Here is a 24,981-nt window from a genome sequence, read left to right on the forward strand (position 1 = left end):
CATATCATAACCTTTCGGCTACCTTACAGGGGCAAATTTTTCATTCCCTTGTTACGGCGTGCGACAATTAAGCCATGGCGCGCAACCTGGATTCGAGCCCCTACCTCGACTTTGACCGTGAAACCTGGCGTGAACTACGCAAATCGATGCCGCAGGTGCTGACAGAAAACGAGCTTGAAGAACTTCGCGGCATCGGTGACCGCATTGATTTGGACGAGGTCGCAGACGTCTATCTCCCCCTCTCCCGCCTTATCCACATGCAGGTCACCGCCCGGCAGCAGCTCACCGCCGCCACCGAGGCCTTTTTGGGCAACCCGCCCACGCACGTGCCCTTCGTCATTGGCGTGGGCGGTTCCGTGGCCGTGGGTAAATCCACCACCGCCCGCCTCCTCCAGGTGCTCTTGCAGCGCTGGGACTCGCATCCGAAGGTGGATCTGGTTACCACGGACGGATTCCTCTTTCCCACCCAAACGCTTAAAGAGCGCGGTCTAATGAAGCGCAAGGGTTTTCCCGAATCCTATGACCGCCGCGCGCTCATGCGCTTTGTCACCGACGTCAAGTCCGGAAAGCCCGTGGTCAAGGCGCCACTGTATTCGCATATCACCTATGACATCGTCAAAGATCGCTACCAAGAGGTCAACCAGCCCGATATTCTGATTTTGGAGGGCCTCAACGTCCTTCAGACCAGCCCCACCCTCACCATTGCGGATCTCTTTGATTTCTCCGTCTACGTCGATGCCCGCACGGACGATATTGAGCAGTGGTACATCGATCGCTTCCTCACGCTGCGCAATACCGAATTCCGCCGGCCGAATGCGCACTTCGCCGCCTATGCGGATATGGATGATGAGCAGGCGCGCGCCCAAGCCCGCGAAATTTGGCAATCCATTAACCTGCCGAACCTGGTAGAAAACATCCTGCCCACCCGCGTGCGCGCCTCGTTGGTATTGAAAAAGGGCTCGCATCACCTCGTTGAAAAGGTACGAATGCGAAAAATTTAGCCGCTACTTGCCAAAGCGGCGCGAACGCTGGGAATAATCACGCAGCGCGCGCAGGAAGTCTACCTTCCGGAACGCCGGCCAATAGGTATCGGTGAACCAGATTTCTGAATAGGCCGCTTGCCACAGCAGGAACCCGGAAAGGCGCTGCTCACCGGAGGTGCGGATCACCAAATCCGGATCCGGCAGGCCCTTGGTATACAGGTGTTCTGTGATCGAGTCTGCGGTAACTCGCTCCGCCATCTCGGCCGCGCTGGTACCCTTTTCGGCCTCGCTGCGCACCAATTTTTGGACGGCATCAACGATTTCTTGGCGCCCACCGTAGCCCACAGCCACATTGACGATGACGCCCTGGTTATCCTTGGTTTCCTCGGCGGCATCGACCATGCGCTGGGTTACCGGCGCGGGCAATAAATCCAAGTTGCCTACAAGGCGCACCTGGCAATCCAAATCTCCCCGGGACAGGTGCGTGACCACATCTGAGATGATGTCAAAAAGCAGCTGCACTTCCTGCTGGCTGCGCTTCAAGTTCTCCGTGGATAAGAGGTAGATGGTGACTACCTCAATATCGGTATCGCGACACCACGCGATCATCTCTCCGATTTTCTTCGCACCCTGGCGGTGGCCATGGCTAATATCAGTAAACCCGGCTTCCCGCGCCCAGCGGCGGTTGCCGTCAGCCATGATCGCCACGTGCTTCGGCTGTGGCCTGCCCTTGATAAGCCGCACGAGGCGCGCTTCATACAAGGGGTACATCAGCCGCTTGAGAAATGTCACGTTGATTACTCCAGCCGGCTAGAAAATCGACTTCTTGCGGTTATCGTAAAGGCCAGCTTCCTTCAGCGCCGCATCCACTGCCTCTTCATCGAATGGATCGATCCCGTGGTCTTCAGCGAACATGGTACGCCGGCGAAAGCGCGAAAAGCGGCGGTGGAAGTTCCAGCCCGCTACCAGCACGGCAACGCCTAGGATGGCGAGAATAAGCAGTCCGATGGGCGAAGCCTTACCAAACTCAGGGCCCATTGGTCCGCCCTCAGCACCTTCTGTGCCTTGCGCAAGAACAGTGACATCGTGTGCGGCAAGGAAAAGGGAGTCATAGACGCTCATATTTTAAGTCTCCTCGTTCTTTTCAATGCCCGCAAATAAATCATTTTCCGGCAGCGAGGTCGATACTCGAGTCTTAGCTAGCTCAAACTCCTCCGTCGGCCACAGACGCTGCTGGACCTCCACGGAGGTGGCCAAGAATGCGCCCGCAGGATCGATCTGCGTGGCGTGCGCCCGCAGCGCATCGTCGCGGTTTTCGAAGTAATCGGCGCACTCCACCTGAGTGGTAACGCGAGCCATGATATCGCCAAAAGCCGTATCCCAACGCGCCAGCATAGGGCCATACGGGCTGGGCTTTCCCTCCTCAAGGAGGAGATCGTGGAACATCTTCATGCGTTGGTATACAAAGCCATGCGAGTAGTACAGCTTCAGCGGCTCCCAAGGCTCGCCCAATTCTGGGTGGTAGTCAGGGTCGCCTGCTTTATCCCACGCAATCATGGATGCTCGGTGAACCATCAAGTGGTCCGGGTGCGGATAGCCGCCATTTTCGTCGTAGGTAATGATGACCTGCGGGCGGAATGAGCGGATAACGCGCACCATTTCCTGGGCCGCTGCATCATCGCCCATCAAGGCAAAGCAGCCTTCTGGCAAGAGGTCTTCCATGCTCTTGCCTTCCTCAGGATCCGGCAGGCCGGAATCAACGTGGCCTAACCACTGGTGCTGGACCCCAAGCGCGCGGGCTGCCTTAGCCATTTCCTCGCGGCGTACCTCAGCCATGTTTTCCTTAACACCAGGACGGTCCATAGCCGGGTTAATAATGTCACCGCGTTCACCACCGGTGCAGGTTAGCACCATTACATCCGCACCTTCTGCAGCGTAACGGGCCGTAGTCGCAGCACCCTTGGAGGATTCATCGTCCGGGTGTGCGTGGATTGCTAGGAGGCGAAAGTCGCTCACTGAAAATCCATCCCCTTTAAAACTAGCTTTTAGAACAGATCACTATCTTAGTAGATAATGGGAAAATGGTACTCCTCGGTTAAAGTAGGGCTATGACTTCCGCCGGAAATTCTCGCTCCGCCGCGCGCTACGGCTCGCGCGATAAATCACAAAAGAACTCTGGTAGCTGGACCAATAAGGCGCTGGTGTTGATTTTCGCCGCCATGCTCGTCACCCTTCTTTATTACGGTTTCCAGTATTTTCGGGAAAAAGAATCCGTCAATGCGCAGATCTCTATGGTCACCCAGGAGGTTCTCAGCGATGACACCACGCGCGTCTGGGTCGATGTGACCCGCAATCACACCGATGAAGACGCCTATTGCATCGTGCAGGCCTACGATTACTCCAAATCCGAGGTGGGCCGCCGCGAATTCGCCGTTCCTGCCGGCGGAAATGAAACCCACCGCATTGCTGTCGATGTCCCCACTAATGCCCGCGCCGTCGCCGGTGGCGCCTATGGCTGCTCCGGCAATATCCCGGATTACCTGGATATGGACAACCCCGACTACGCGGAAAGTCGCTAGCCCCATGTGCTAGGATTTGTACAGCCTAGAACTGGGCATTTGCCTGGTTGCATACTTAACTTCGGTCCCGCCATCATCGCGGGGCTTTGACCACTATTCCACAGCACGGAAGGTTTTAGAATGGCTGAGCAGCAAAAGCAGTACATCACCCCAGAAACCAAGGCAAAGCTCGAGACCGAGCTGCAGGAACTCATCGATCACCGCCCTGAGGTTGCGGCGGAAATCAATGAGCGCCGCGAAGAGGGCGACCTGAAAGAAAACGCCGGCTACGATGCCGCCCGCGAGATGCAGGACCAGGAAGAGGCCCGCATCAAGCAGATTTCTGAGCTGCTGGCTAACTCCACCACCGAGCGTGGCACCATGCAGGAAGGCGTTGCCTACACCGGCAGCGTCGTTCACGTGTACTACAACGGCAACAAGGACGATAAGGAAACCTTCCTCATCGGTACCCGCGCCGCTGCGACCGACAACAAGGACCTGGAGACCTACTCCGAGCAGTCCCCGCTGGGCGCCGCCATCATCGGTGCACAGGAGGGCGAAACCCGCGAGTATTCCGCGCCAAACGGTAAGACCATCTCGGTGACCATCGAGTCGGCTGCCCCATACGATTCCGCCAAGGCTGCCACCCCGCGCGAGTCCTAATTTCCTCCGTCCACCCCACTACCGCCTTCACTACTCTGGAGAAAGAGCACATCCCCATGAAGAAATTCTCCCGTTTCGCCACCGCTGGATTAGTATTTACCGCCGGCCTTTCCTTGGCCGCCTGCCACCCGCCGAACGAGCAGGATTCTGAATCCGGCAAGATCGACAACGCATCGACCTTTACCGGCGAGGCACCGGCACAGAAGAATGCTGAGACGTCTTCCTCTGCTGCTACCACCGAGCCTGGCGTGGATCCGGAGGGCCTGCAAAACGGGGTCGAGGAACCTGAGCAGCTGCCAAACGCTACCGCGACACAACTGCCGCAATAAAAATAAAAGAATTGGGCTGAAGGATACTTTCCTTCAGCCCTTTTTCTTTCCCCAATTCACTACCTAGGATTCTCGCGCCCAATTGCCGATGACCCCTGGCACGACCGCCGGCGGCTCGCCCAACAGATCCCGCTTATTCGGATCGCGCTCAACCTGCGTGGTTACCGCCTTCACCCGGTTTTTGTCATTTCCCTGACCCCGGGTTCCCATCATTGGTGCAAAGGCCCGCATGCCAGCAGCCGGTCTCCCGGCACCGGATTTAGCACCTGCGCTATTGGCTGCACCTCCCCCGCGCACCACAGCTTCACGCGCAGCGCCCCTTTCGAGGTGTCCGCGGCTACCGTTACCGCCGCTGCTATTGCCAGCGGCTTCTCCTGCGGCCCGAGGAAGCGCGCCTCCCACGCCGCGGGCGCCGACCCCCTCACCGGCACCACCGCGTAAGCCTGCTCCGCCGCGCGCAGCGGTTCCGCCAGCGCCCAATCCAGGGGCGGAATTTACCAGTGCGCCCATATTTCCTCCTGCTCCAGAACCAGGCTTTCCGCCCGTACCGATGGCCCCGCTGCCGAGCCCGGCCAGCGAATTGAATCCGCCTCCGCGAAGCGCGCCAGTGCTTCCACGTCCAGTTCGCCCGCCGAGTCCAGGACCACCCGCTGCACCGGCAATACCGGTTCCTGTGCCTACCCCGGATCCGGCTCCGGTACCAGAACCTGTTCCACGTCCAGCACCAAGCGGTGCTCCCATCCCGGTAGAACCGAGTCCACCGCTACCGCTGCCAGCTCCAGCACCAATACCCGCGGTACCGGGAGCGGCACCTGCGGTTGGCATAGATCCTAAGTGGCCATGCGATGCCGTCGCCCCAGGAAGTGAGGCCCCACTGGTTGCGACATCGCGACCGCTGATGTCTATACCGTCGCCCACACCTAGCTCAGAAAGCGCCCTTCTGCCATCTGCATGCAATTGTTCCTGGAACGCGGCGGTTTCCTCTGGAGTCATGCCGACGGATTCCAAATCGTGGACCGTACCATTAGCCACGTCAAAGTTTCCCGGCCCCACATCACCGCGGGCAATAGCTTCCTGAATTGCACGCGGCCAGACGACGTTATCGGTGTTGTATTTCTGGCCATCGCCCTCTACGCCTGACAAACCAGCATCTACGCCGCCGCCTCCGGAGGCTGGCGACTGTTCCATCAGCGGATGTTGATTAGGCATGGCGTCGATGGCAAACCTCTGGAGATCCGGCTGCAGCTTTGCCAACGCCGCCTTCTCTGCGATTTTTCGCTTCGCTGGGTCAGGGATTTTCATAATATCCATCGCCATGGCCATCGCCGAAGGCTGAATCATCATCAACCGCGAGTGGAACCCAGTAAGCTTTTCTCCCATTGCTGCGGCATTGGCCACAAAGTGCTTTCCCGAGGCTGCCACTTCCCTAATCTTCGCCGCCGCGCGCGACGTCGTTTCGCTGTCATTCTCACTTTCCAGGGACCCTGCGGCTTCTTCAAGCCCGCTGACGATCTCCCGAACCTCAGAACCTAACGACGCCCAACGCGCATTAGCTTCAGACACACTCCAAATCTGCGTTGACATCAAGTCCGTCGCCAACTTGGTAATCGATGTGCCGACGTTAACTACCGGAGGAGTAAAGGCGAAGGGGCTATACCCCGGCTCCGGCTGGTCCATAATCGGCATCGATTCAACACCAATCTCACCACCCGCATCAGCGATATCCATCGCCCTACTATTTGCAACTTCTTGGGCTTCAAAGCCTCGAGCCTCTTTACTCAAGGAAGCGGTCAACCAATCCAGTTGCTCGGCAAACTTAGTGATGGATCTTACTGCGGATCCCGGATCAGTAGAAAGTACCTTTTCATGTACCTCACCAACATGATCCAATCCGATAACCGGTGTAAACCCTCTATTTAGTGGACTGTCTTTATAATTTGCAGCGGATTCTGCAGAATTCACAATTTCTAGAATTTCACGAGCATTCTTATCGAGATTTTCGATACTTAGCTTCATCATTCCCCCCGACTCGTTATCATTTCAAAGCCAGATATATTTCATTGACTTGTTTGCAAATTTGTTCAGGTTCGCCCAAAAAATCTACGAACGTAATTGTCACCAGTCCCCGTGAAGTATTAGTTGAACTCATACAACTTGAGCGTGTAAAAATCTCACTCCGATAAAGTATGTTTTCGTTTCCATCCTCTCTTTCAAGTTGCACAATATAATCTGCATCCAAGTCTTTAGCAGCCATGTGCACATTTTGGGCGCTAATCGAAAATTCAACGCCATCGTCCAACCGTTGAAAGCTACAGCTTCTAATCCCTGAGGTAGTATCGGTCGAGTCTTCTACACGCCTAAAGCCTTTCAATTCCAGCTTTCCCGACGGAATCTCCGTACATGGATCGAATAGCTCGAAATCTGGGTCAGCAGGATCAAATTCTCCCAGTGGCGGTAGTACCCCGGAATCCTCATCTCCCGTGGCGCCGGTCTCCCCCCGAAGACCGGCGCCGGCACTCGAATACTCGCCTTCGGGGTGTTCCGAATCCCCCGGATTGTCTTCCACATCATCCCCCTGGCTCCCGTTGGCATCACCCGCGCCATCGACTGAACTAGTGCCATCAGTTTCTGCCGTCATCGCGGCATCTTCTGATGCGCTCTTCGAGCCGACTTCCGCAGCGCAGCCACTCAGCGCGACCGAGCTGACTACCAGCGCTGCTACGGTTGCCTGACGTTTCACAACAATCCTTCGGTTACTCCCTTTAGACGAGCTGGAACGAGAAGAAAATAGAGGAGAGAACTCTCTACCTTCCGGTTTCCCGTTCCCGCCACATAGCATGCATCAATCGTGCAAGAATTTCTCGTTGAGAGCGCAAATTAGTCAATTTTTAACTATCTCATTAGTCTCATTCGCCACATTTAAATCTTTTCAAATGGTGAAATTAGCTGCTCATTAGCTGTCTTAAACCTGAATCCCCGCTCCTACCCGCTTAAAACCTAAAGAACGACTTAATACCCCCTGAATTACCCCAATAATTACACGCCCGTAAGCCAAAGGAAAACACAAAAATGGCCCGCACCGAAGTGCGGGCCGAAAGCGCGGAGAGGCTTAGTTGCGCTGAACGTAGCTCAACAGGCGAAGGATTTCGGTGTAGAGCCAGACCAAGGTCACGGCCAAGCCAAGGGCTACGCCCCATGCCTGCTTGGCAGGAGCACCGGCACGGATAAGGCGGTCTGCTTGGTCAAAATCGGTCAGGAAGGACAGAGCAGCCAAGACAATGCAGACCAAGGAGAAGATGATGGCGAGGGGGCCACCATCGCGCAGCGGATTGAAGTCGAAGAAGATGGCACCCAAGAAGTTAGCGAGAGCCATTACCGCGACACCTGCAATGAGGCCGACCAAAATCTTAGTGAACTTTGGAGTGACCTTTACTGCACCGGTCTTGTAGACAATCAGCATGCCGATGAATACACCGATGGTGCCAACGATTGCCTGGCCAATCAGTGCCATGCCATTAGAACCACCGATGGTGCTGTTGGCGAAGACGAAGGAGAAGCCACCAACGAAAAAGCCTTCGAATACTGCGTAGATGAGGGTCGCAGCCGGGGAACCCCACTTACGGCCAAAGGAGGCCACGAGTACGGTGATGAATCCGCCGATACCGCCGACCAGCATAAGCATCATGGCGGTGCCCGGGTTCATGGTGCCTAGGTAGAAGTTGATAGCAGCGGCCACGATAATGATGCCGAGGGTGATGCCCGTCTTGGTGACGACGTCATCCACGGTCATGGGGCGAGGGGCTTCGCTCGCGTAGCCGGAGCCGGGGTTCTGCTGCTGGCTAGTTTCAGTCAGCGAGGTCATAACCGGATTGCTTGAACGCACGGTTGTCCTTTCTCAGTGATGTACGAATCATCTTTCTCATGTAGATCAACGTCATTACGCCTCACAAAGTTCCTCATTTAGAATAATTTGTTCAAGATTCCAAGAAATTTATTGCTGGACCGGCCCCTCCTGTGACCTGTCCCGAGTTTTGTTGCTAGGAACTTGCTCTCGTGTCGGGTGAGCCGCCGGAAAGGTTCTCGGCGTAGAACCACAGCTGATTGCCAAGGATTTTCTGACTACAAGGCGGTCCACTATGGTGAACAGCTCCTCCAGGGCTCTAGCGGCCCTATTTCCTGCCGCTCTGCTATCAATATTTCGCTAGCCATCACACCCTGTCAGGTGCACCGCGGATTTACTATCCGCAGTTTCGATATAAACTTAAAAGAGGCATCTTCTTCATGAGCTAATCCTCGTGTGCCTAGACAGTCATACTTCGGCTGAAAGTGAAGGAATATCTTGCGTTTTACACTCATTTCCATTGCCACAGCAATCATCATGACGCTGGCGGGCGCTAGCGCATTTTTCATCCCTGCATTCATCGCAGTCGGAATTGCCATCGACGGCAACAACCGGAAAAACCGTACAACCTAAAATTATTGACGCGGGTTCAGACAAGGAGCTGTGGACCGGCCGGGATATAGGCTGCACGCGTCTTTGGCTCGCAGATGAGGTGTGCGAATGGCATGCGAACAGGCTAGGCTCTCCCAGCCAGTTCAAACGCTAGGCTCAGCCATACGAAAAATCTCGAGACACCTTAGGAGCGGTGTCTCGAGACTTCACAACGTGCCCCCAGTGGGACTCGAACCCACACTGAATCGATTTTAAGTCGACTGCCTCTGCCGATTGGGCTATGGGGGCGGGGTGCAAGGAATAGTGTAGGACACTATTCCTAAAAAGAGTTAATGAGGGGTAGATTCACTAACCAGACCTGCAATGATGCCGTCCAGGATGTCTTTTTCGCTGATGAAGAAGCTGCGTGCATCGCTGGTGCGCTCGATAAGCTGCATGATTCCCTCAACGGCTACTGCCCCACCGCCGATGACATCGGCGCGGCCAGGGTGAATGACGGGATTCAGGGCGCGTTCCTCGGAAGGGATGCTAACGAGTTGCTTGAGCAGCACCCGCAGGGCATCAAAACGCAGCTCCGAGCCGTGGATTGCATCGGGGTCATAGCGCTCTAGGCCCTGGGCAAGGGCGGATAGCGTGGTAAACGTGCCCGCACAGCCCACAATGGTGCGCGCCTTGGACATGGGGACGATCTTTTCCACCTCGCCCATACGCTCTGCCACGTATTCGGAGGCGATCTCGATTTCTGATTCTGTGGGCGGGTCGGTGCGCATGATGCGTTCGGTCAGCCGCACGCAGCCCATGTACGCGGAGTGCGAACCTAGAATCTCTTCATCGGCGGTGCCCACGACGAATTCGGTGGACCCGCCGCCCAAGTCAATGACGCAGAAGGGGCCACGGTCCGGCTCCATATCGGCTACCGCGCCGTTGAAGGACAGGAGTGCTTCTTCTTCGCCGGAGATAACCTCCGCCTTAGCGCCGGATTGGATCTGACCCAAAAGCTCAGCGGTCATATCGAAAAATTCCTGCTGGTTTTTCGCATCGCGGGTGGCACTCGTTGCCACCATGCGCACGCGGGAAACCTTCTCAAACTTCATCTGGCGCACATAGCCCTCCAAGGCCACGCGGGCGCGCTCTAAGGCATCGGGGGCAATTTCACCCGTTGCATCCACGCCTTGGCCCAGGCGAATGATTTCCATGGTGCGGGTAATATCGCGCACCTTGCCGTCTTCATCGATCTCAGAAATTAACAGGCGAATGGAATTGGTACCGCAGTCAATGGCTGCCACGCGAGTCATGTCTTACTCCTATTCCGCGTTGGAAAAATCGAACTCCGCCAGGTCAATGCCCAGATCTTCCACCGTGGGCCAATCCTGCGGAATCGCCGTTCCGCGAAGCTTACCGTGGTCGGCCGCCATGGCCACGGCCTCGGTGCCGAGGCGGAAGTGCTGTGGGCCTTCGGCAAGTGCATAGGCGATGAGCACGTGCAGGCACTTCACCCGCTCGGGCATGCCGCCGCCAGAGAAATCAGTGCCCAAGTCCTCAATCTTGTTGCGCTTGGCCAAGAAGTGCTCGTGGGCGTGGTGATAGTCCGCGGCGAGCTCTTTGTCCTCGGCTAAGCGGGACTCCATCCACTTCATCACGTGGGCGACCTCCAACCGGGAGGCTTCCGCGGTGAGGCGGGGATCGGTGAGGTAATACAGCGTGGGAAATGGGGTGCCATCCGGCAGCTTGGGAGAGGTTTTAATCACGGCCGGTTGGCCGTCCGGCGTGCGGAAGGATATCTCCAGCACGCCGCGTGGGGTGCGGCCCAATTGCTCGGAAACGATGACTAAATCTGCATCAGTGACGGTCATGCGAACAATTATCGCACATCGCCGCTTTCCTCAGGCGCTGGCTCGATCGGCAGGTGATGCGACTCGCCCGCTGGGGCCTCTTCCTCGGGCGGTTCTGCCACCGAATCCCACAGCACCTCAAACCACGGGCGCGAATCCTCCTGCTCCTTGCTATTGGTCGTGACCTGGTTATCGGGCTGGATATTCGGATCGAGGATGCGGTACGCGGTCTCACCCTGCTCTACCACGCCGAAGCGCCGCCGGGCTTCCTGCTTGATATAGTCCTCGGATTTATATTTATCGATCTCTTCCAACAGGGCATCTTTTTCATCCTGCTTCGCGGCAATCGATTCATTGAGCCGGGCAATTTCGGAGCGGCCGTGGTAGTAATTGCGCAGCGGCACCGCGATGATGACGAGCATCAACAAGACAAAGACCACGATGACGGTCATGCCGACGATGCTCATGCGATCGGGCTTGCGGTTCTTCTTTTCCTGCGCCCGCTGGGATTTGCGGATATCCGCAGCACGCGAGGCCACCGGAACCCTAGTGCGGCTCCGGCGGCGCTCCGTCTTCTTCTCACGTGCCATAGGGTTACTATCCTAGCGCCGCCACACCAGTAACACGGGCGTGGCACGCGCGGAAATTCACCAACTTTCTCGGGCGGTTTCAGCGCCCGGAACAGGTGCTGCGCAATGGACCTTTCGCGGCCACCCTACACAGAAAATGGTGACACAACGAGCAAGTCCCCGCCGCACCTTTTCGGGGTGCAACGGGGACTAAATTCCTAGCGGCGTCTAGCTTCTAGACTAGACCGCCAGGCCTTAAGCGTTGAAGCGTGGGAAGGCGGAGCGGCCGGCGTAGACGGCGGCATCGCCAAGCTCCTGCTCAATGCGCAGCAGCTGGTTGTACTTAGCCACGCGCTCGGAACGGGCCGGGGCACCAGTCTTGATCTGGCCGCAGTTGAGGGCGACAGCCAAGTCAGCGATGGTGGTGTCCTCGGTCTCGCCGGAGCGGTGGGACATCATGGTGCGGTAGCCGTTGCGGTGCGCGAGCTCTACGGCATCGAAGGTCTCGGTCAAGGTACCAATCTGGTTGACCTTTACCAGCAGCGCATTGGCTGCCTTCTTATCGATGCCCTCCTGCAGGCGAGCCGGGTTGGTGACAAAGAAGTCATCGCCGACGATCTGGACCTTATCGCCAATAGCGGCGGTCAGGGTGGTGTAGCCTTCCCAGTCGTCTTCCTGCAGTGGGTCCTCGATGGACACGATGGGGTACTCGTTGATGAGCTCCTCGTAGACCTTGGACATCTCCTCGGCGGTGTGCTCGCCGCCTTCGAAGTGGTACTTGCCGTCCTCGTAGAACTCGGAGGAAGCGACGTCGAGGGCCAGGGCAACGTCCTTGCCTGGCTCGAAGCCGGCCTTCTTGATGGCCTCAACGATGACGTCGAGCGCAGCGCGGGTGGAATCGACGGAAGGAGCAAAGCCGCCCTCATCGCCCAAACCGGTGGACAGGCCCTTGTCCTTCAGGACGGCCTTCAGGGAGTGGTATACGCCAGCACCGATGCTGAGAGCCTCGGTGAAGGTCTCTGCGCCGATGGGGGCAATCATGAACTCCTGCACGTCCACGCCGGAGTCAGCGTGGGAACCGCCGTTCAGGATGTTCATCATGGGAACGGGAAGAACGTGAGCGTTTGGGCCGCCGATGTAGCGGTAGAGCGGCAGCGCGGCGGACTCGGCCGCGGCCTTAGCGGTAGCGATGGAAACACCGAGGATGGCATTGGCGCCGAGGCGGGACTTATTATCCGTGCCGTCCAGCTTGATGAGCGCCTGGTCAATGAGGCGCTGGTCATCAGCTTCGAGGCCAGCGATTTCATCGCCGATTTCCTCGTTGATGTTTTCTACGGCCTTCTGCACGCCCTTGCCCAGGTAGCGGTCGCCGCCGTCGCGCAGCTCGTGTGCCTCGTGCACACCGGTGGATGCGCCGGAGGGAACGCCGGCAACGCCGTGGGCGCCGTCCTCCAAGAAGACCTCGGCCTCTACGGTCGGGTTACCGCGGGAATCCAGAATCTCGCGTCCAAATGCGTGGATGATACCAGCCATGCTGTAACTCACTCCTTATAGATGATGTTCGTCGCTGAGCCACTTAGTTCAGTTACAGGCCCAATTGTTCCAGAAAACCGCAACGCGTGAGGCTAGCGAGCCGGTTGCGGTACCGAGTAGGCATTGGCCGCGTGGGCTACCTTGTCCAGATATTCCCTGGACTGGTTGTAATTTAAGATGGCCTCTTCCCACTGATCCGGGTTACTGAGATCCCTATCACCAAAGCACAAGAGGTTCGCCGCGCCCAGGGCGGCATCGTCGATCTGGTTCGGGTCGGCCTTGCCATCGCCATTGGCATCGCCGCCGACGGACTCCCACGAGGTCGGGATGAACTGCAACGGACCTACCGCGCGGTCAAATTCCGTATCGCCATCGATCTCGCCATTATCGGTATCTGGGGTGTGCGCGGTGTTATTCGAGCCATCCAGGGTGATGCCGACGATCGGCGGCTGCGGATAGCCGTTGTCATCCAGCTTGGAGGACTTAAACCAGTTGCCGTTATAGGTGCCGTGCCGGGTTTCTACAAAGCCCAAACCCGCGAGTGTATTCCACCGCAAATTGCACCCCGGGTGCTGCTGCCGAGCGATAAGTTCCGCGTTGCCATAGGCACGCAGCGCCTGCGGCGGGATATCGGTCGCTTCTGCCAAATCCGATGCCCAGTGGGTGAGCTTATCGGCCGTGCGGCCCGGCGCGTTGACATCGATATTGGCCACCTCTTTTCCACCTACGGGCGGGGTGGCATCTGGGACCGAGGAATCATCGGTGGAATTGGATACAAATAGCCCCATTACCAGCGCAATGATGATTACTACGGCTAGTCCGCAGCCCCCGATTGTTCGCAGCAGCCTGTTCATGAGTAGCCATCCTACTAAGTGACATTCACCCCGCCGGATAACTACACGCGCCCGCCGCGCGTAAAAGTCCCTGAGACTCTTAGCCGGCTTTTACTCCCGCGATTTCCCCTCCGCCCAGAGGCGGTTTTGTTCTTCTACGCCCACTATGTCCACCGTGCCATCAAAGAGATACGGCGCGCGGGAGCGCATCTTTCGCACGAAGCTAGCGGCGACATCGTCAAGCGAGAAGGTGGAAATCTCGGCGTGAAAAAGCACCTGCAGGAAGATATCCCCAAGCTCTTTGAGCAAATCTTCCTCGGGCGCGCGCTGGCGCACGGCCGCCGCAAATTCGCCTGCCTCTTCTTCTAGGTACGGCAAGAGGGATTCATGGGTCTGCTCGCGTTCCCATTCGCCGATGCGCCGGGCCGCCGCCATGGCGCTGCGCGCCTGCATCACGGCATCGTCAAGCGACTCGGCTCTAATGACCTGCTCGCCGGTGGCAATGCGCGCCTGAGTTTCTGGATCGTGTTCATCGGTGGTGACCAAGGTGCCGGTGGCATCATCGCCGCTTAAGAGATCCGAGAAATTCCACCGCACTGATACCGGCACTTCCCCGGTGAACTGAACGGGTCCATATAACCTGCCATAGGCGCGCATGGGGATCATGGTGGGCCAGCGTTCATCGAGCAACAGGACTGTCATAGCTACAAAGTCTATCCCGTGTAAATTCTCAAGTTCCCTTTAGCGGGGCGGGCGCGGTACTTTAGGCCAATGACCTCCAGCCAAAATAAGTCCCACTCGGTGTCGTTGTGGACGCTTGTCGCGCTGATTATTGGATCCACCGTCGGCGCGGGCATATTTTCGCTACCCCAAAATATTTCCTCCGTGGCGGGCCCAGGTGCCATGCTCATCGGTTGGTTGGTGGCGGGCGTCGGCATGCTCTCGGTTGCCTTTGTCTTCCAGATTCTGGCCTACCGCAAGCCCCACCTGGATTCCGGCGTCTATTCTTATGTGCGCGCTGGCCTGGGTGATTTCATCGGCTTTACCTCGGGCTGGGGCTACTGGCTGGGCTCAGTGATGGCGCAGGTGGGTTATGCCACCCTGTTTTTCAATACGATTGGGCATTACCTGCCGCTTTTCGATGCCGACCACCAATGGCCCTCTGCCATCGCCGTCTCCCTCCTATCGTGGGGAATCTTCGCCGTTTTGGCCCGCGGCGTGCAACAGGCCGCATTCATGAACCTGGTGACCACGATTGCCAAGATCGTCCCCATCCTGGCCTTCATCGTCTTGGTCGCGTTCATCGGCTTTAGCTGGGATAAATTCACCCTGGATTTCTGGGGCCAAAATTCCAATGCCAGCGTCTTTGAGCAGGTCCAAGGAATCATGCTCTTTACCGTCTGGGTCTTTATCGGCGTAGAGGGTGCCTCCGTCTATTCCAAGCAGGCCGCTAAGCGCACCGATGTCGGCCGCGCTACCGTCATTGGCTTTTTCTCCGTGCTGGCGCTCTTGGTTTCCGTATCCACCTTGAGCTTTGGCGTGATGACCAAAGAGGAGCTGGCCGCGCTGCCGGATAACTCCATGGCTTCGGTGCTTACGGAGGTCGTCGGCCCGTGGGGCGGCGCGCTGATTTCCATCGGCCTGTGCCTCTCGGTCCTCGGAGCTTACGTTTCCTGGCAAATGCTGTGTGCTGAGCCCATCGTCATGATGGCCATCGATGGCCTTATCCCCCGCCGCATCGGCACCATCAATGTGGCCGGCGCCCCGTGGGTAGCCCAGCTGATTTCCACCTCCGCCATCCAGATCTTCATCGTCGTCTTCTACGTCAACGAGGCGTCTTATGCCGCGATGGTACAGCTCGCCACCATCATGTACCTCCTGCCCTATATCTTCTCCTCGCTGTATCTGTTGCTGCTAGCGATACGCGGCAAGGGCGTGACCCACCCGCACGCCGGGACGCGGTTCGATCTATCTGGGCCGGATATTCCCAGGCGCGAAAACCGGCGCCACTTTGGCATTGCGCTGGTGGCCTTTGTGTACTCGCTGTGGCTGATTTACGCCGCCGACCCGGTTTATATTCTCTTCGGCGCCCTCGCCGTTGTGCCGGGACTTATCCCGTATGTGCTCACCCGCCTATCGCGACGCGAGAAGCTTTTTAACCGATTTGAGTGGTCCATCGTCATCGTGGTGTTGGTGGCCGCCATCATCGCTGCGGTCGGCCTCGCCCAAGGATCGCTGGAGCTCTAGCCGCCTCGCCCGCCAGCCACGGGCCATCGCAAGTGGTCTTCAACACAGACAGTTTAGTACGGTTATAACACCCCACTTATTCCCGTGACTATCACTTTTTGGAGCACTTGTGACTCAAACGAATGTTGGCGTCATGCCCTCTGCCACTTATGCCGGTTCGGACACCGAAACAGGTAAGGCCTGGGCCGAGCGGATCAAAGAATTAGCGGAGCAGCGCAATGCCGTGATCCTGGCCCATAATTACCAGATCCCGGAGATCCAAGACGTTGCCCACCACACCGGTGATTCCTTGGCGCTCTCGCGCAAGGCGGCGGAAACCGATGCAGATATCATCGTCTTTTGCGGCGTGCACTTCATGGCGGAATCCGCCAAGATCCTTTCGCCAAATAAGAAGGTTCTCATCCCCGATGAGCGCGCTGGGTGTTCCCTGGCAGATTCCATCACCGCCGATGAGCTGCGCGCCTGGAAGGCCGAGCACCCCGATGCCCTCGTGGTCAGCTACGTCAATACCACCGCTGAGGTCAAGGCGCTAACCGATGTCTGCTGTACCTCCTCCAATGCCGTCGACGTGGTCAACTCGCTGCCGGCGGATAAAGAGATCCTCTTTTGCCCAGACCAGTTCTTGGGCGCCTACGTCAAGCGCGAGACCGGCCGGGAAAATATCCGCATTTGGGCCGGTGAGTGCCACGTGCATGCAGGCATTAGCGCCCAGCAGCTAACCCAACAGACCCAAGACAACCCGGACGCGGACCTGTATATCCACCCGGAGTGCGGGTGCTCCAATTCTGCATTGTACCTGGCCAACGAAGGTTTAGTGCCGCAAGAGCGCGTGCACATGCTCTCTACTGGGCAGATGATCACCCAGTCCCAGAAGCAGCCCCAAAACAAGGTGCTCGTTGCCACCGAGACCGGCATGCTGCACCAGCTGCGCCAGGCCGCACCAGACATCGATTTCCAGGCCGTCAACGATCACGCCGAGTGCAAGTACATGAAGATGATCACCCCAGAGGCCCTGGAGCGCTGCCTGGTGGAAGAGACCGATGAGGTTACGGTGCCAGAAGATACCGCGAATGCGGCGCGCAAGTCCCTCGAAGCCATGATTTCCATTGGCAACCCCGGCGGGGGCGAGTAAATGGGAAACCTGCGCCTGCCGGATTGCTCCGGGCTCATTGCCACGGCCTTGGATGAGGATTTCGCTTATGGGCCGGATTACACCTCGCTTGCCACAGTGCCGGGTAAGGCCCGTTGCACGGCGGAGTTCACCGCGCGCGAGGCCGGTACCATCGCAGGCTTGGGCCTTATAGAGCAGGTCCTTGATGCGACCGCCCAGCGCTTGAGCCAGTGGGGCGTGGATACAGGCCCCACGCTTGGCGATGCCCCCTCTATCACCCTCCACTCCACCGACGGCGACCGCGTTGCCCCAGGCCAGGTCATCGCCACGGTGCAGGCGCCTACCCTCTTGGTGCTCACCGCTGAGCGCACCATGCTCAATATGGTCTCGCACGCAAGCGCCATCGCGACGCAGACCCGGCGTTGGGTCGATGCCATCGCAGCAGCGGCGGCGGACACAGGAACGCCGGATGGCGTTAACCAGGCCCAGGTGCGCGATACCCGCAAGACCCTGCCTGGCCTACGCGCGCTGCAGAAATACGCCGTGCGCGCCGGCGGCGGGGCAAACCACCGCATGGGCTTGGGCGATGCCGCCATGATTAAGGACAATCACGTGCTCGCCGTGGGCGGCAGCGTAGCAACGGCCCTGCGCCGCGTGCGCGAACACGCCCCGGATATCCCCTGCGAGGTCGAGGTCGATACCTTAGACCAGCTCGAGGAGGTGCTCCCGCTGCACCCGGATATGGTCCTGCTGGATAACTTCGCGCTTGCCGATGTCCACACCGCCGTCCACCGCCGCAACACGCTCAGCCCAACCACGGCGCTAGAAGCCTCCGGCGGGTTGCAGCTTGAAAACGCCGGCGAGTACGGCACCTCGGGCGTGGACTTTATCGCCGTCGGTGCCCTCACCCACTCGGTGCGCGTGCTGGATATCGGCTTGGACTTCTCCTAAGCGCCGACCGGCTACTCGCCTACGCTGATGACCGACCCGGCGCCGGCTTCCTCGCCGGAGACGTTGATGGGTTGGACATCAAAAAGCGCGCTCAAGAAGTCCGCCGCCCACTGGATGAGCTCCTCATCGCGCAGCTTGGGCGAAGTGACATTGCGCCCAGCCTTGGGGAAAGGCACATTGATGGCCTTGGCCGCGGCCCGGAAGCTCGAGCCCGGGTAGAGGCGCTTTAGGCGCACCTGCTTGGAATCGGGCAGTTCCACCGGGTGGAATTTCACGCGGGTGCCCTGCACTGTAATGTCTGCCACCCCGGCGCGGCGGGCTTGGTGGCGCAGACGCGCCACGGCGAGCAAGCGCTCGACCTCCTTGGGCAAGGGGCCGAAGCGGTCTTCCATTTCCTCCCGCGCCGCCGCGAGATCCTTGTTGTCCTGCGAGGCCGCGAGCTTGCGGTAAACCTCGAGGCGCAGGCGCTCGGAGTCGATATAGGACTCTGGAATGTGCGCATCCACGGGGAGATCGATGCGGATTTCCTTCGGACCCTCGTCTGTTACCGCAGGTGCCTCGCCGCGGGCCAGGGACTTGAAGGCCTCGACGGCCTCGCCCACCAAGCGCACGTAGAGGTCGAAGCCCACGCCTGCGATATGGCCGGATTGCTGGGCGCCTAGCACGTTGCCGGCACCGCGCATCTCCAGGTCCTTCATGGCCACGGCCATGCCGGCGCCCAGATCGTTGTTCTGGGCGATGGTGGCCAGGCGGTCATAGGAGGTCTCGGTCAGCGTGGCACCCTTGGGGTACAGGAAGTAGGCATAACCGCGCTCACGGGAGCGGCCCACGCGCCCGCGCAGCTGGTGCAGCTGCGACAAGCCCATATGGTGGGCATTTTCCACGATGAGCGTATTGGCATTGGCGATATCCAGGCCGGTTTCCACGATCGTGGTACAGACCAAAACGTCATACTCACGGTCCCAGAATCCCTGGACGGTCTTTTCCAGCACGTCCTCATTCATCTGACCGTGGGCGACGACGATGCGCGCTTCTGGCACCAAGTCGCGCAGTTCGCGCGCCTTCTTTTCAATATCGGAGACCTTATTGTGGATAAAGAAGGTCTGGCCATCGCGCAACAGCTCGCGCCGAATAGCGGCCGCGACCTGCTTGTCCTCGTAGGCACCGACATAAGTCAACACCGGGTGTCGATCCTCTGGCGGGGTGAGGATGGTCGACATTTCGCGGATGCCAGCCATGGACATCTCCAGCGTGCGGGGAATCGGTGTCGCGGACATGGTGAGCACGTCAACGCTGGCTTTCAGCGCCTTAATGTGTTCCTTGTGCTCTACGCCAAAGCGCTGCTCCTCATCGACGACGATAAGGCCCAAGTTCTTCCAGTGCACGCCGGTTTGCAGCAGGCGGTGCGTGCCGACGACGATGTCAATCGAGCCATCGGCAAGCCCCTTAAAGATCTCCGTAGCTTCCTTCTTGGAGGTAAAGCGCGATAGGACCGCCATCTTGACGGGGAAACCGGCCATGCGCTCGCTAAAGGTATCGAAGTGCTGCTGCGCCAGCAGCGTGGTCGGCACCAGGACGGCGACCTGGGTGCCATCTTGGACCGCTTTGAAGGCGGCGCGAATGGCGACCTCGGTCTTGCCATAGCCCACATCGCCGACGACCACGCGGTCCATCGGCACCGTGGATTCCATGTCCTCTTTCACCGCGTCGATGGCCAGCATCTGGTCTTCGGTTTCAACGAAGGGGAAATTATCCTCCATCTCCGCCTGCCAGGGGTTATCGGGCGCGAACTGGTGGCCCGGTGCAGCCTGGCGCTTGGCATAGAGATCCACCAATTCGCCGGCGATCTCGCGCACGGCGGCGCGCGCCTTCTTCTTGGTGTTCTTCCAATCCGAGCCGCCCATCTTGGAAAGGTGGGGCGATTCGCCGCCGGTGTATTTGCTCAGCAGATCCAGCGAATCCATCGGCACCCACAGCTGGTCCGCCGGCTGCCCGCGCTTGGAGGGCGCATACTCCAGCACGATGTATTCGCGCCGGCTGGTCTCATCGCCAGATTGGATGGTGCGCTCGGCCATCTTCAAAAACTTGCCGATGCCGTGCGTTTCATGCACCACAAAATCGCCCTGCTTGAGCGCCAGCGGGTCCACCTTATTGCGGCGCTTGGCCGGCCGCCGCTTAGCGTCTGCAATATCGCCAACGCGGTTACCGGTCAGATCCGTTTCCGTGACCACGACGAGCGGGAGTGCCTCAGCGTCTTTGAGCTTGCGCACCTTGGGAAAGACCAAGCCGGCATGGCTAAGCGCCTGATACAAGGTGACCTCGCCCGCGCTGGGTTCCCAACCGGGGGTTGCCACCTTGGTGCGAATGCCCTGCTCGGCAAAGCGTTCCACCATGCGCTTGATGGCGCCCTGCGCGGGCGCGATAAACGCCGCGCGCCCGCCGACGTTGGTATGCGCGAGCAGCTGGGCCATCATGGCGTCGATTTCTTTGATATCTCCGCGCGGGGTGGGCCCGGGCTCGAACTCGAGCGGCAGGGTTTCTTCCTCTGGCCCGGCCAGCATGCCCGGTGGGGAAAATGTCCACAGCGGCTGGCCGGCCTCGCGAATGGAGACCTCCAGAGACTCAAAGGAGCGGTAGCTCGAACCTTCGGTATCGAGCCCTTCCGTGGACAAGGGGCCATCCGCGCCCATGGCCGCGGCCTCCCATCCGGCGGCCAGGAATTCCGCGTCGGTCTTTTCCAGATCCTCCACGCGGCGCCTGATCTTTTCCGGCGCCATCATCACCACGTGCGTGGCGGCGGGGAGGAACTCGGAGAGGGTGATCAGTGGGGCATCGGAAAGCACGGGCAAAACCGCCTCCATGCCTTCAGCCGGAATATGTTCGCTGACCTTGGTCAAAAGCTCCACCAGCGCCGGGTTTCCGGTATGCGTCGCCGCCAATGTGGCCGCGCGCTGTGCCACCGCATCCGTAATCGGCAGCTCGCGGGCGGTAAAGATATCCACGCGACCGACCTCGATTTCCGGGATGGTGCGCTGGTCAGCAACAGAAAACTGGCGGATATCGGTGACCTCATCGCCCCAAAACTCTACGCGCACCGGGTAATCCAGGGTGGTGGGAAAGACATCGATAATGCCGCCGCGGGTGGCAAACTCACCGCGCTTGGCCACCATGTCCACGTGCTTATACGCCCGAAATTCCAGGCTGCGCACCACATCATCGAAGTTATACTCGTGGTCTTCTTCCAGATGCACCGGGGCGCGGCCCTCGATGTCCTGCAGGATGGGCTGGGACAGCCCGCGTGCGGCCGTTACAATAATGCGCAGGTCATCAATGTTGTGCAGCACCTGCGCGCGCTTGCCGATGATATCCACGCCCGGGCTCAGCCGCTCGTGCGGCAGCGTCTCCCACGACGGGAACATCGCGACTTTATCGCCCATCATGGCGGTAAGCTCCGCGGTGAGATCCTCGGCCTCGCGGCTGGTGGCCGTGACCGCCAGCACCGGCGCATGGTGGGCCAAGGTGCCAAGAGCCCAAGGGCGCGCCTGATCGATACCCGTAATGTGCAGGTCCTGGCCCACATTGGCCACGAGCCCCTTAAGCTTCGGGTCTGTGGCCGCGACCTTAAGCAGACCTGCCAGCATTGGCGTCGCCATTTACTTCCTGCCTCCTAGCTTGGGCTTAATTTCCATACCGGACAAACCATTCCAGCATAGATTGACTATATGCGTAGCGACGACTTCCTTATCCGGTTTATCCGGGCTGCGCTCATCCAACCACCACTGCGCCGTGGTAGACACCATGCCCACGAGGGCCTGCCCGTAAATATTGGCCAGCTCCGGATTAATACCGCGGTGTTCAAAAGCCTCGCCCAAGATATAGGCCACCTGCCCCACCGCGGCATTGAGCAGCGTGGAAAAGCTGCGTTCCTCGCCCGGCTTCGAATCGCGCACCAAGATGATGAAACCATCGGTTTCTTCCTCAACGTAATTCAGCAGCGCCATCACGGCCTGCTCGATGCGCTCGCGCCAACTGCCTTCTTCTAAAGAATCCTTAATGACTTCTTCCAGCGCCAGCATCTCCCGATCCACGACCACCGCATACAGGCCTTCCTTGCCCCCAAAATGCTCGTAGACCACCGGCTTCGATACGCCGGCGCGGGACGCAATCTCTTCGACGCTCGTGCCTTCAAACCCCAATTCCGCAAAAGCAGCGCGCCCAATAGAAATCAATTGCTCGCGGCGCTCGCGCCCGGTCATTCTCTGTCGAACCATGCCCTCTACCCTATCCTTTGCCCCACCCCTACCTAGTAATTTGTTATTTACCCGGGGGCGTCAGGTACGCTATGACTACAGCATTCGCTGTGGTTCCCCATGGTGTAATCGGCAACACTGCGGTTTTTGGTACCGCCATTCTAGGTTCGAGTCCTGGTGGGGAAGCATTTTTATTGCCCGTTGACCGGTTTTCTGGTTACGGGCTCTTCTTTTTCTCCCGGTTGCCTTGAATTCTTGGGTCATTGCAGCAAAGCAAACGCCTCACAGGAAAGTGAGGCGTCGCGGTAAGTATGGGAATCAATGCGGTATGGATACCCGCTATTTATGGGTGATAAGTCTGAGACTTGGCCCATCTGGCGCTTGCTTTTAGTCTGAGACTATGGCTCCAGCACCTAGCCGGAACATACGTCATCTCTTCAACTCTGTCAAAGACTTCTCGTGGCTCATCTACAATTTCAGTGGGTCTGTCCGATAACCAGCAGGATGCGCAACGCCTTCGATTAAAACAGGTAGGTGCACAAGAGGAGATGACGAAGGAGAAGGGCTGCTCCTGCAACCACATTATTGAATCCCCACCGCTCAACGCTGTTGCTACCAGTTGGTCCGCCAATAAGAAAACCGTCCGGTGCGCTAGATGCGCATCGGACGGTTCCGCTGGGTTCTCAAAAAGAACCAATTATTGAGTGCTCTGTATAGTCACAAAGCCTATACAGAAGCAATATGACCTATTTAGCGGTCGACGCTAAGTACCAGGCCGTTCTTGTCGATGTCGATGTCAACGCCACCAACTTCAACTTCCCAGTAGCCGTCGTTGTCCCACTTGACCTTGCCTTCACCATTGTGGGCACGCTGCAGAACCTGGGTCACTTCATCCTTGGTCAGGCGCTCTTCGGTGAGGTCACGCTCTGCCTCACCGGAGTAACCGGTGATTTCGGTTGGCAGGTCGTTGGTAGCTGCGTTGCCACCAGCCTGGCCGCCCTGACCAGCGTTGCCGCCGTTCGCGTTAGCATCAGCACCAGAGGTAACGGTGACGGTTTCCTTGCCACCATTCTGGTTGCTCTGGTTGCCCTGATCAGTCGACGCAACGGTCTCAGTAACGGTCGCTGGGGCGGAGCTGCCGTTATCGCTGCAGGCCACCAGAGTCAGGCCCAGAGCGGCGGTTGCAGCTGCGATGGAAACGCGGCGGTAATTCTTCATTTTCATGTCTTCAACCCTTCTTGTGAGTCTTGTGAGTTTTCCCAACGTTTGCTGGGGAGGCGGTGTCTAGCCTCTGAGAACTCCAGCTCGACACGATTAGTGAGTATACCTATAGGGACATATCAATCAACTATCGCAAGCCCGAAATGTGAGGCATATATCACAGTAGCGCGCGACGTGACCGTGGTTATGCTTGCCTTAATACACTTAGCCGACCCTTCAAGACCAAAAGTCGCCACCGCATGAGCTGAGGGCGGGTCAGGTGTTTTGTGTGAGAGGTCGCGATTATAGATATTTGCCCAAACCGTCGGAGCAGGCCACGGCCATTTAGTTGATGGCCTATTTCCAGCCCTGCCCTTTTACTTCTTGGCGTAGCGCATGCCTTCTATGACGTCATCATTGTCAAAGATGACGGGCTGGCCGTATTCCAGATCGGGGCCGTCGTCGTATTTATGCATCAGGTAATCATTAAGCTACTGCATGTCCTTCACCGTTACCGCCTGGTAAGGCATATCGAAGGCAAGCTTTTCTAAGAATAGGTAGCCATCCTCATATGGCACGGCAACGCCGGTATGTCCGATGAAAAGCGTGGCCGGTTCGGTCAAGGTATCGTGCGAGAATACCGAGACCACTCGGGCATCGGTATCCGCGAACTCGATGCCGCGGTCTTTAAAATAAGCCTTGATATCGGCGATGTGCTGCCCTGGATCTTGTTCCATGGTGGTTTCCACATTCCCATAGAAGGCCTCGAACTTGGCGCGCTCGGCTTCATCAAAGATTTGATCCGGCGCATTATCTAGGGACTGTTGATCTAAAAACAGCAAGGAGTCATTGGGATTGTCCTGGTCATCAACGGAAAAGAGCGAATCCGCCAAGGTGAAGGTATTGATGCGGCAATTGGTACCCACATAATCCGCGTGATGGTCATTCCAGGCCTTTGAAATGGCCTCCACATCGTAGTCCGGATCCTGCGTCCCGTAATCCGTGAAGCCTTCGGCCACCATGCTGTCCGTTGGTACGGCAGTGTTGTATTCGTCTACCAATTCAAAAAAGCCGTCGATGCTTTCTTGTGGCACTCCGGCATCGGCAAGCGCGGTGCGGGCTACTTCTTGCGATTGCTTATCGACGAGATTGCTCATCGTCATCCCCGCCAGAAGCTGCGACGCATCGGCATCTGCGGTCGGAATCTCCGTATGCTGTGCGCTCGCCGACTTTGAGTGCGCGGCGGCACTAGAGGACGACGCAGATTCGGAACCACTCGCAGCTTGATTCGTGTCACCACTATCGGGATTCGAGCAGGCCGCTAACAATAAACACGCTGCCACGGAAGGGACAGTTAGGTAGGAAAAGCGCATCATCACATGCTAGCGAAAAAGAGCACTCACACGATAGGCCGGTAGACATTTTGCGGGTATTTCTGGCAATTTTCGCACCTATTAGCGAATTTACTC

Annotated in this window: 23 protein-coding genes, 1 tRNA gene and 1 pseudogene; 8 read left to right on the forward strand and 17 right to left on the reverse strand. The window is 58.2% G+C overall.

Annotation, left to right across the window (positions count from 1 at the left end):
• Positions 1–74 precede the first annotated feature (74 nt).
• Positions 75–1,001, forward strand: a complete 927-nt coding sequence (gene coaA / locus ACP8KU_RS07315; RefSeq protein WP_023017688.1) for a type I pantothenate kinase — start codon at positions 75–77, stop codon at positions 999–1,001.
• 3 nt (positions 1,002–1,004) lie between these two features.
• On the opposite strand, the gene ACP8KU_RS07320 is transcribed toward coaA, so the two are convergent.
• The 3 genes from ACP8KU_RS07320 to mca are packed head-to-tail and all read right to left on the reverse strand — an operon-like array spanning position 1,005 to position 2,999.
• Positions 1,005–1,775, reverse strand: coding sequence for an isoprenyl transferase (locus ACP8KU_RS07320; RefSeq protein ID WP_005282106.1), 771 nt, complete (start codon positions 1,773–1,775; stop codon positions 1,005–1,007).
• 18 nt (positions 1,776–1,793) lie between these two features.
• The gene (locus tag ACP8KU_RS07325; RefSeq protein ID WP_005280029.1) at positions 1,794–2,105 is read right to left on the reverse strand and encodes a hypothetical protein; all 312 of its coding nucleotides are present in this window, start codon (positions 2,103–2,105) and stop codon (positions 1,794–1,796) included.
• A gap of 3 nt (positions 2,106–2,108) precedes the next feature.
• Entirely contained in the window at positions 2,109–2,999 is an 891-nt protein-coding gene (gene mca, locus ACP8KU_RS07330; RefSeq protein WP_023028594.1) for a mycothiol conjugate amidase Mca, read from the reverse strand.
• Between the two features lie 92 nt (positions 3,000–3,091).
• Here mca and ACP8KU_RS07335 point away from each other — a divergent pair, with 92 nt between their 5' ends.
• The 3 genes from ACP8KU_RS07335 (at position 3,092) to ACP8KU_RS07345 (ending at position 4,533) form a co-directional block, all read left to right on the forward strand.
• On the forward strand, positions 3,092–3,562 hold the full coding sequence (locus tag ACP8KU_RS07335) for a DUF4307 domain-containing protein (protein ID WP_005280027.1): 471 nt from the start codon (positions 3,092–3,094) through the stop codon (positions 3,560–3,562).
• 120 nt (positions 3,563–3,682) lie between these two features.
• Positions 3,683–4,204 (forward strand): transcription elongation factor GreA, encoded by a 522-nt coding sequence (gene greA / locus ACP8KU_RS07340; protein ID WP_005280026.1) that lies wholly within the window; start codon positions 3,683–3,685, stop codon positions 4,202–4,204.
• A 56-nt stretch (positions 4,205–4,260) separates the two neighbouring features.
• Positions 4,261–4,533 (forward strand): hypothetical protein, encoded by a 273-nt coding sequence (locus ACP8KU_RS07345; RefSeq protein WP_005280024.1) that lies wholly within the window; start codon positions 4,261–4,263, stop codon positions 4,531–4,533.
• A gap of 63 nt (positions 4,534–4,596) precedes the next feature.
• Here the strand turns inward: ACP8KU_RS07345 and ACP8KU_RS07350 are convergent, their stop codons facing one another.
• The 3 genes from ACP8KU_RS07350 to ACP8KU_RS07360 form a co-directional block, all read right to left on the reverse strand.
• A complete protein-coding gene (locus tag ACP8KU_RS07350) occupies positions 4,597–6,261 on the reverse strand; it encodes a hypothetical protein (protein ID WP_484483536.1) in 1,665 nt (554 codons plus the stop codon).
• A gap of 307 nt (positions 6,262–6,568) precedes the next feature.
• A complete protein-coding gene (locus ACP8KU_RS07355) occupies positions 6,569–7,273 on the reverse strand; it encodes a DUF3558 domain-containing protein (protein ID WP_237799660.1) in 705 nt (234 codons plus the stop codon).
• A gap of 369 nt (positions 7,274–7,642) precedes the next feature.
• A complete protein-coding gene (locus ACP8KU_RS07360; RefSeq protein WP_023030908.1) occupies positions 7,643–8,416 on the reverse strand; it encodes a Bax inhibitor-1/YccA family protein in 774 nt (257 codons plus the stop codon).
• Between the two features lie 456 nt (positions 8,417–8,872).
• Here ACP8KU_RS07360 and ACP8KU_RS07365 point away from each other — a divergent pair, with 456 nt between their 5' ends.
• Positions 8,873–9,007: a hypothetical protein gene (locus ACP8KU_RS07365; RefSeq protein ID WP_255342632.1), complete on the forward strand. Its 135-nt coding sequence runs from the start codon at positions 8,873–8,875 to the stop codon at positions 9,005–9,007.
• A gap of 193 nt (positions 9,008–9,200) precedes the next feature.
• On the opposite strand, the gene ACP8KU_RS07370 is transcribed toward ACP8KU_RS07365, so the two are convergent.
• The 7 genes from ACP8KU_RS07370 to ACP8KU_RS07400 form a co-directional block, all read right to left on the reverse strand.
• Positions 9,201–9,274: transfer RNA gene (locus tag ACP8KU_RS07370), tRNA-Leu, on the reverse strand.
• Between the two features lie 41 nt (positions 9,275–9,315).
• Positions 9,316–10,281: a Ppx/GppA phosphatase family protein gene (locus ACP8KU_RS07375; RefSeq protein ID WP_284611058.1), complete on the reverse strand. Its 966-nt coding sequence runs from the start codon at positions 10,279–10,281 to the stop codon at positions 9,316–9,318.
• Positions 10,282–10,290: 9 nt separating this feature from the next.
• On the reverse strand, positions 10,291–10,839 hold the full coding sequence (locus tag ACP8KU_RS07380; RefSeq protein WP_284628324.1) for a DUF501 domain-containing protein: 549 nt from the start codon (positions 10,837–10,839) through the stop codon (positions 10,291–10,293).
• A gap of 8 nt (positions 10,840–10,847) precedes the next feature.
• Entirely contained in the window at positions 10,848–11,408 is a 561-nt protein-coding gene (locus tag ACP8KU_RS07385) for an FtsB family cell division protein (RefSeq protein WP_005280016.1), read from the reverse strand.
• Between the two features lie 234 nt (positions 11,409–11,642).
• The gene (eno, locus tag ACP8KU_RS07390) at positions 11,643–12,920 is read right to left on the reverse strand and encodes a phosphopyruvate hydratase (protein WP_023017681.1); all 1,278 of its coding nucleotides are present in this window, start codon (positions 12,918–12,920) and stop codon (positions 11,643–11,645) included.
• A gap of 92 nt (positions 12,921–13,012) precedes the next feature.
• Positions 13,013–13,774, reverse strand: a complete 762-nt coding sequence (locus ACP8KU_RS07395; protein WP_005280013.1) for a lytic transglycosylase domain-containing protein — start codon at positions 13,772–13,774, stop codon at positions 13,013–13,015.
• Between the two features lie 90 nt (positions 13,775–13,864).
• The gene (locus ACP8KU_RS07400) at positions 13,865–14,455 is read right to left on the reverse strand and encodes a MazG nucleotide pyrophosphohydrolase domain-containing protein (RefSeq protein ID WP_284644188.1); all 591 of its coding nucleotides are present in this window, start codon (positions 14,453–14,455) and stop codon (positions 13,865–13,867) included.
• A gap of 69 nt (positions 14,456–14,524) precedes the next feature.
• Here ACP8KU_RS07400 and ACP8KU_RS07405 point away from each other — a divergent pair, with 69 nt between their 5' ends.
• From ACP8KU_RS07405 to nadC, 3 genes are all read left to right on the forward strand, one after another.
• Positions 14,525–16,000, forward strand: coding sequence for an amino acid permease (locus tag ACP8KU_RS07405; RefSeq protein WP_126318701.1), 1,476 nt, complete (start codon positions 14,525–14,527; stop codon positions 15,998–16,000).
• 133 nt (positions 16,001–16,133) lie between these two features.
• Positions 16,134–17,132, forward strand: a complete 999-nt coding sequence (gene nadA, locus ACP8KU_RS07410; RefSeq protein ID WP_042403631.1) for a quinolinate synthase NadA — start codon at positions 16,134–16,136, stop codon at positions 17,130–17,132.
• Positions 17,133–18,062 (forward strand): carboxylating nicotinate-nucleotide diphosphorylase, encoded by a 930-nt coding sequence (gene nadC / locus ACP8KU_RS07415; protein ID WP_237800411.1) that lies wholly within the window; start codon positions 17,133–17,135, stop codon positions 18,060–18,062.
• An 11-nt stretch (positions 18,063–18,073) separates the two neighbouring features.
• Here the strand turns inward: nadC and mfd are convergent, their stop codons facing one another.
• From mfd to ACP8KU_RS07435, 4 genes and pseudogenes are all read right to left on the reverse strand, one after another.
• Positions 18,074–21,715 carry a transcription-repair coupling factor gene (gene mfd / locus ACP8KU_RS07420; protein WP_484483537.1) on the reverse strand — a complete coding sequence of 1,214 codons (3,642 nt, stop codon included), beginning with the start codon at positions 21,713–21,715 and terminating at the stop codon, positions 18,074–18,076.
• A complete protein-coding gene (locus tag ACP8KU_RS07425; protein ID WP_005280007.1) occupies positions 21,716–22,333 on the reverse strand; it encodes a TetR/AcrR family transcriptional regulator in 618 nt (205 codons plus the stop codon). It abuts the gene before it with no gap.
• Between the two features lie 729 nt (positions 22,334–23,062).
• The gene (locus ACP8KU_RS07430) at positions 23,063–23,536 is read right to left on the reverse strand and encodes a hypothetical protein (protein ID WP_005280005.1); all 474 of its coding nucleotides are present in this window, start codon (positions 23,534–23,536) and stop codon (positions 23,063–23,065) included.
• Positions 23,537–23,889: 353 nt separating this feature from the next.
• Positions 23,890–24,888, reverse strand: a pseudogene (locus ACP8KU_RS07435) (DUF4300 family protein).
• Between the last annotated feature and the right edge of the window lie 93 nt (positions 24,889–24,981).

Source organism: Corynebacterium sp. LaCa_282 (assembly GCF_057198125.1).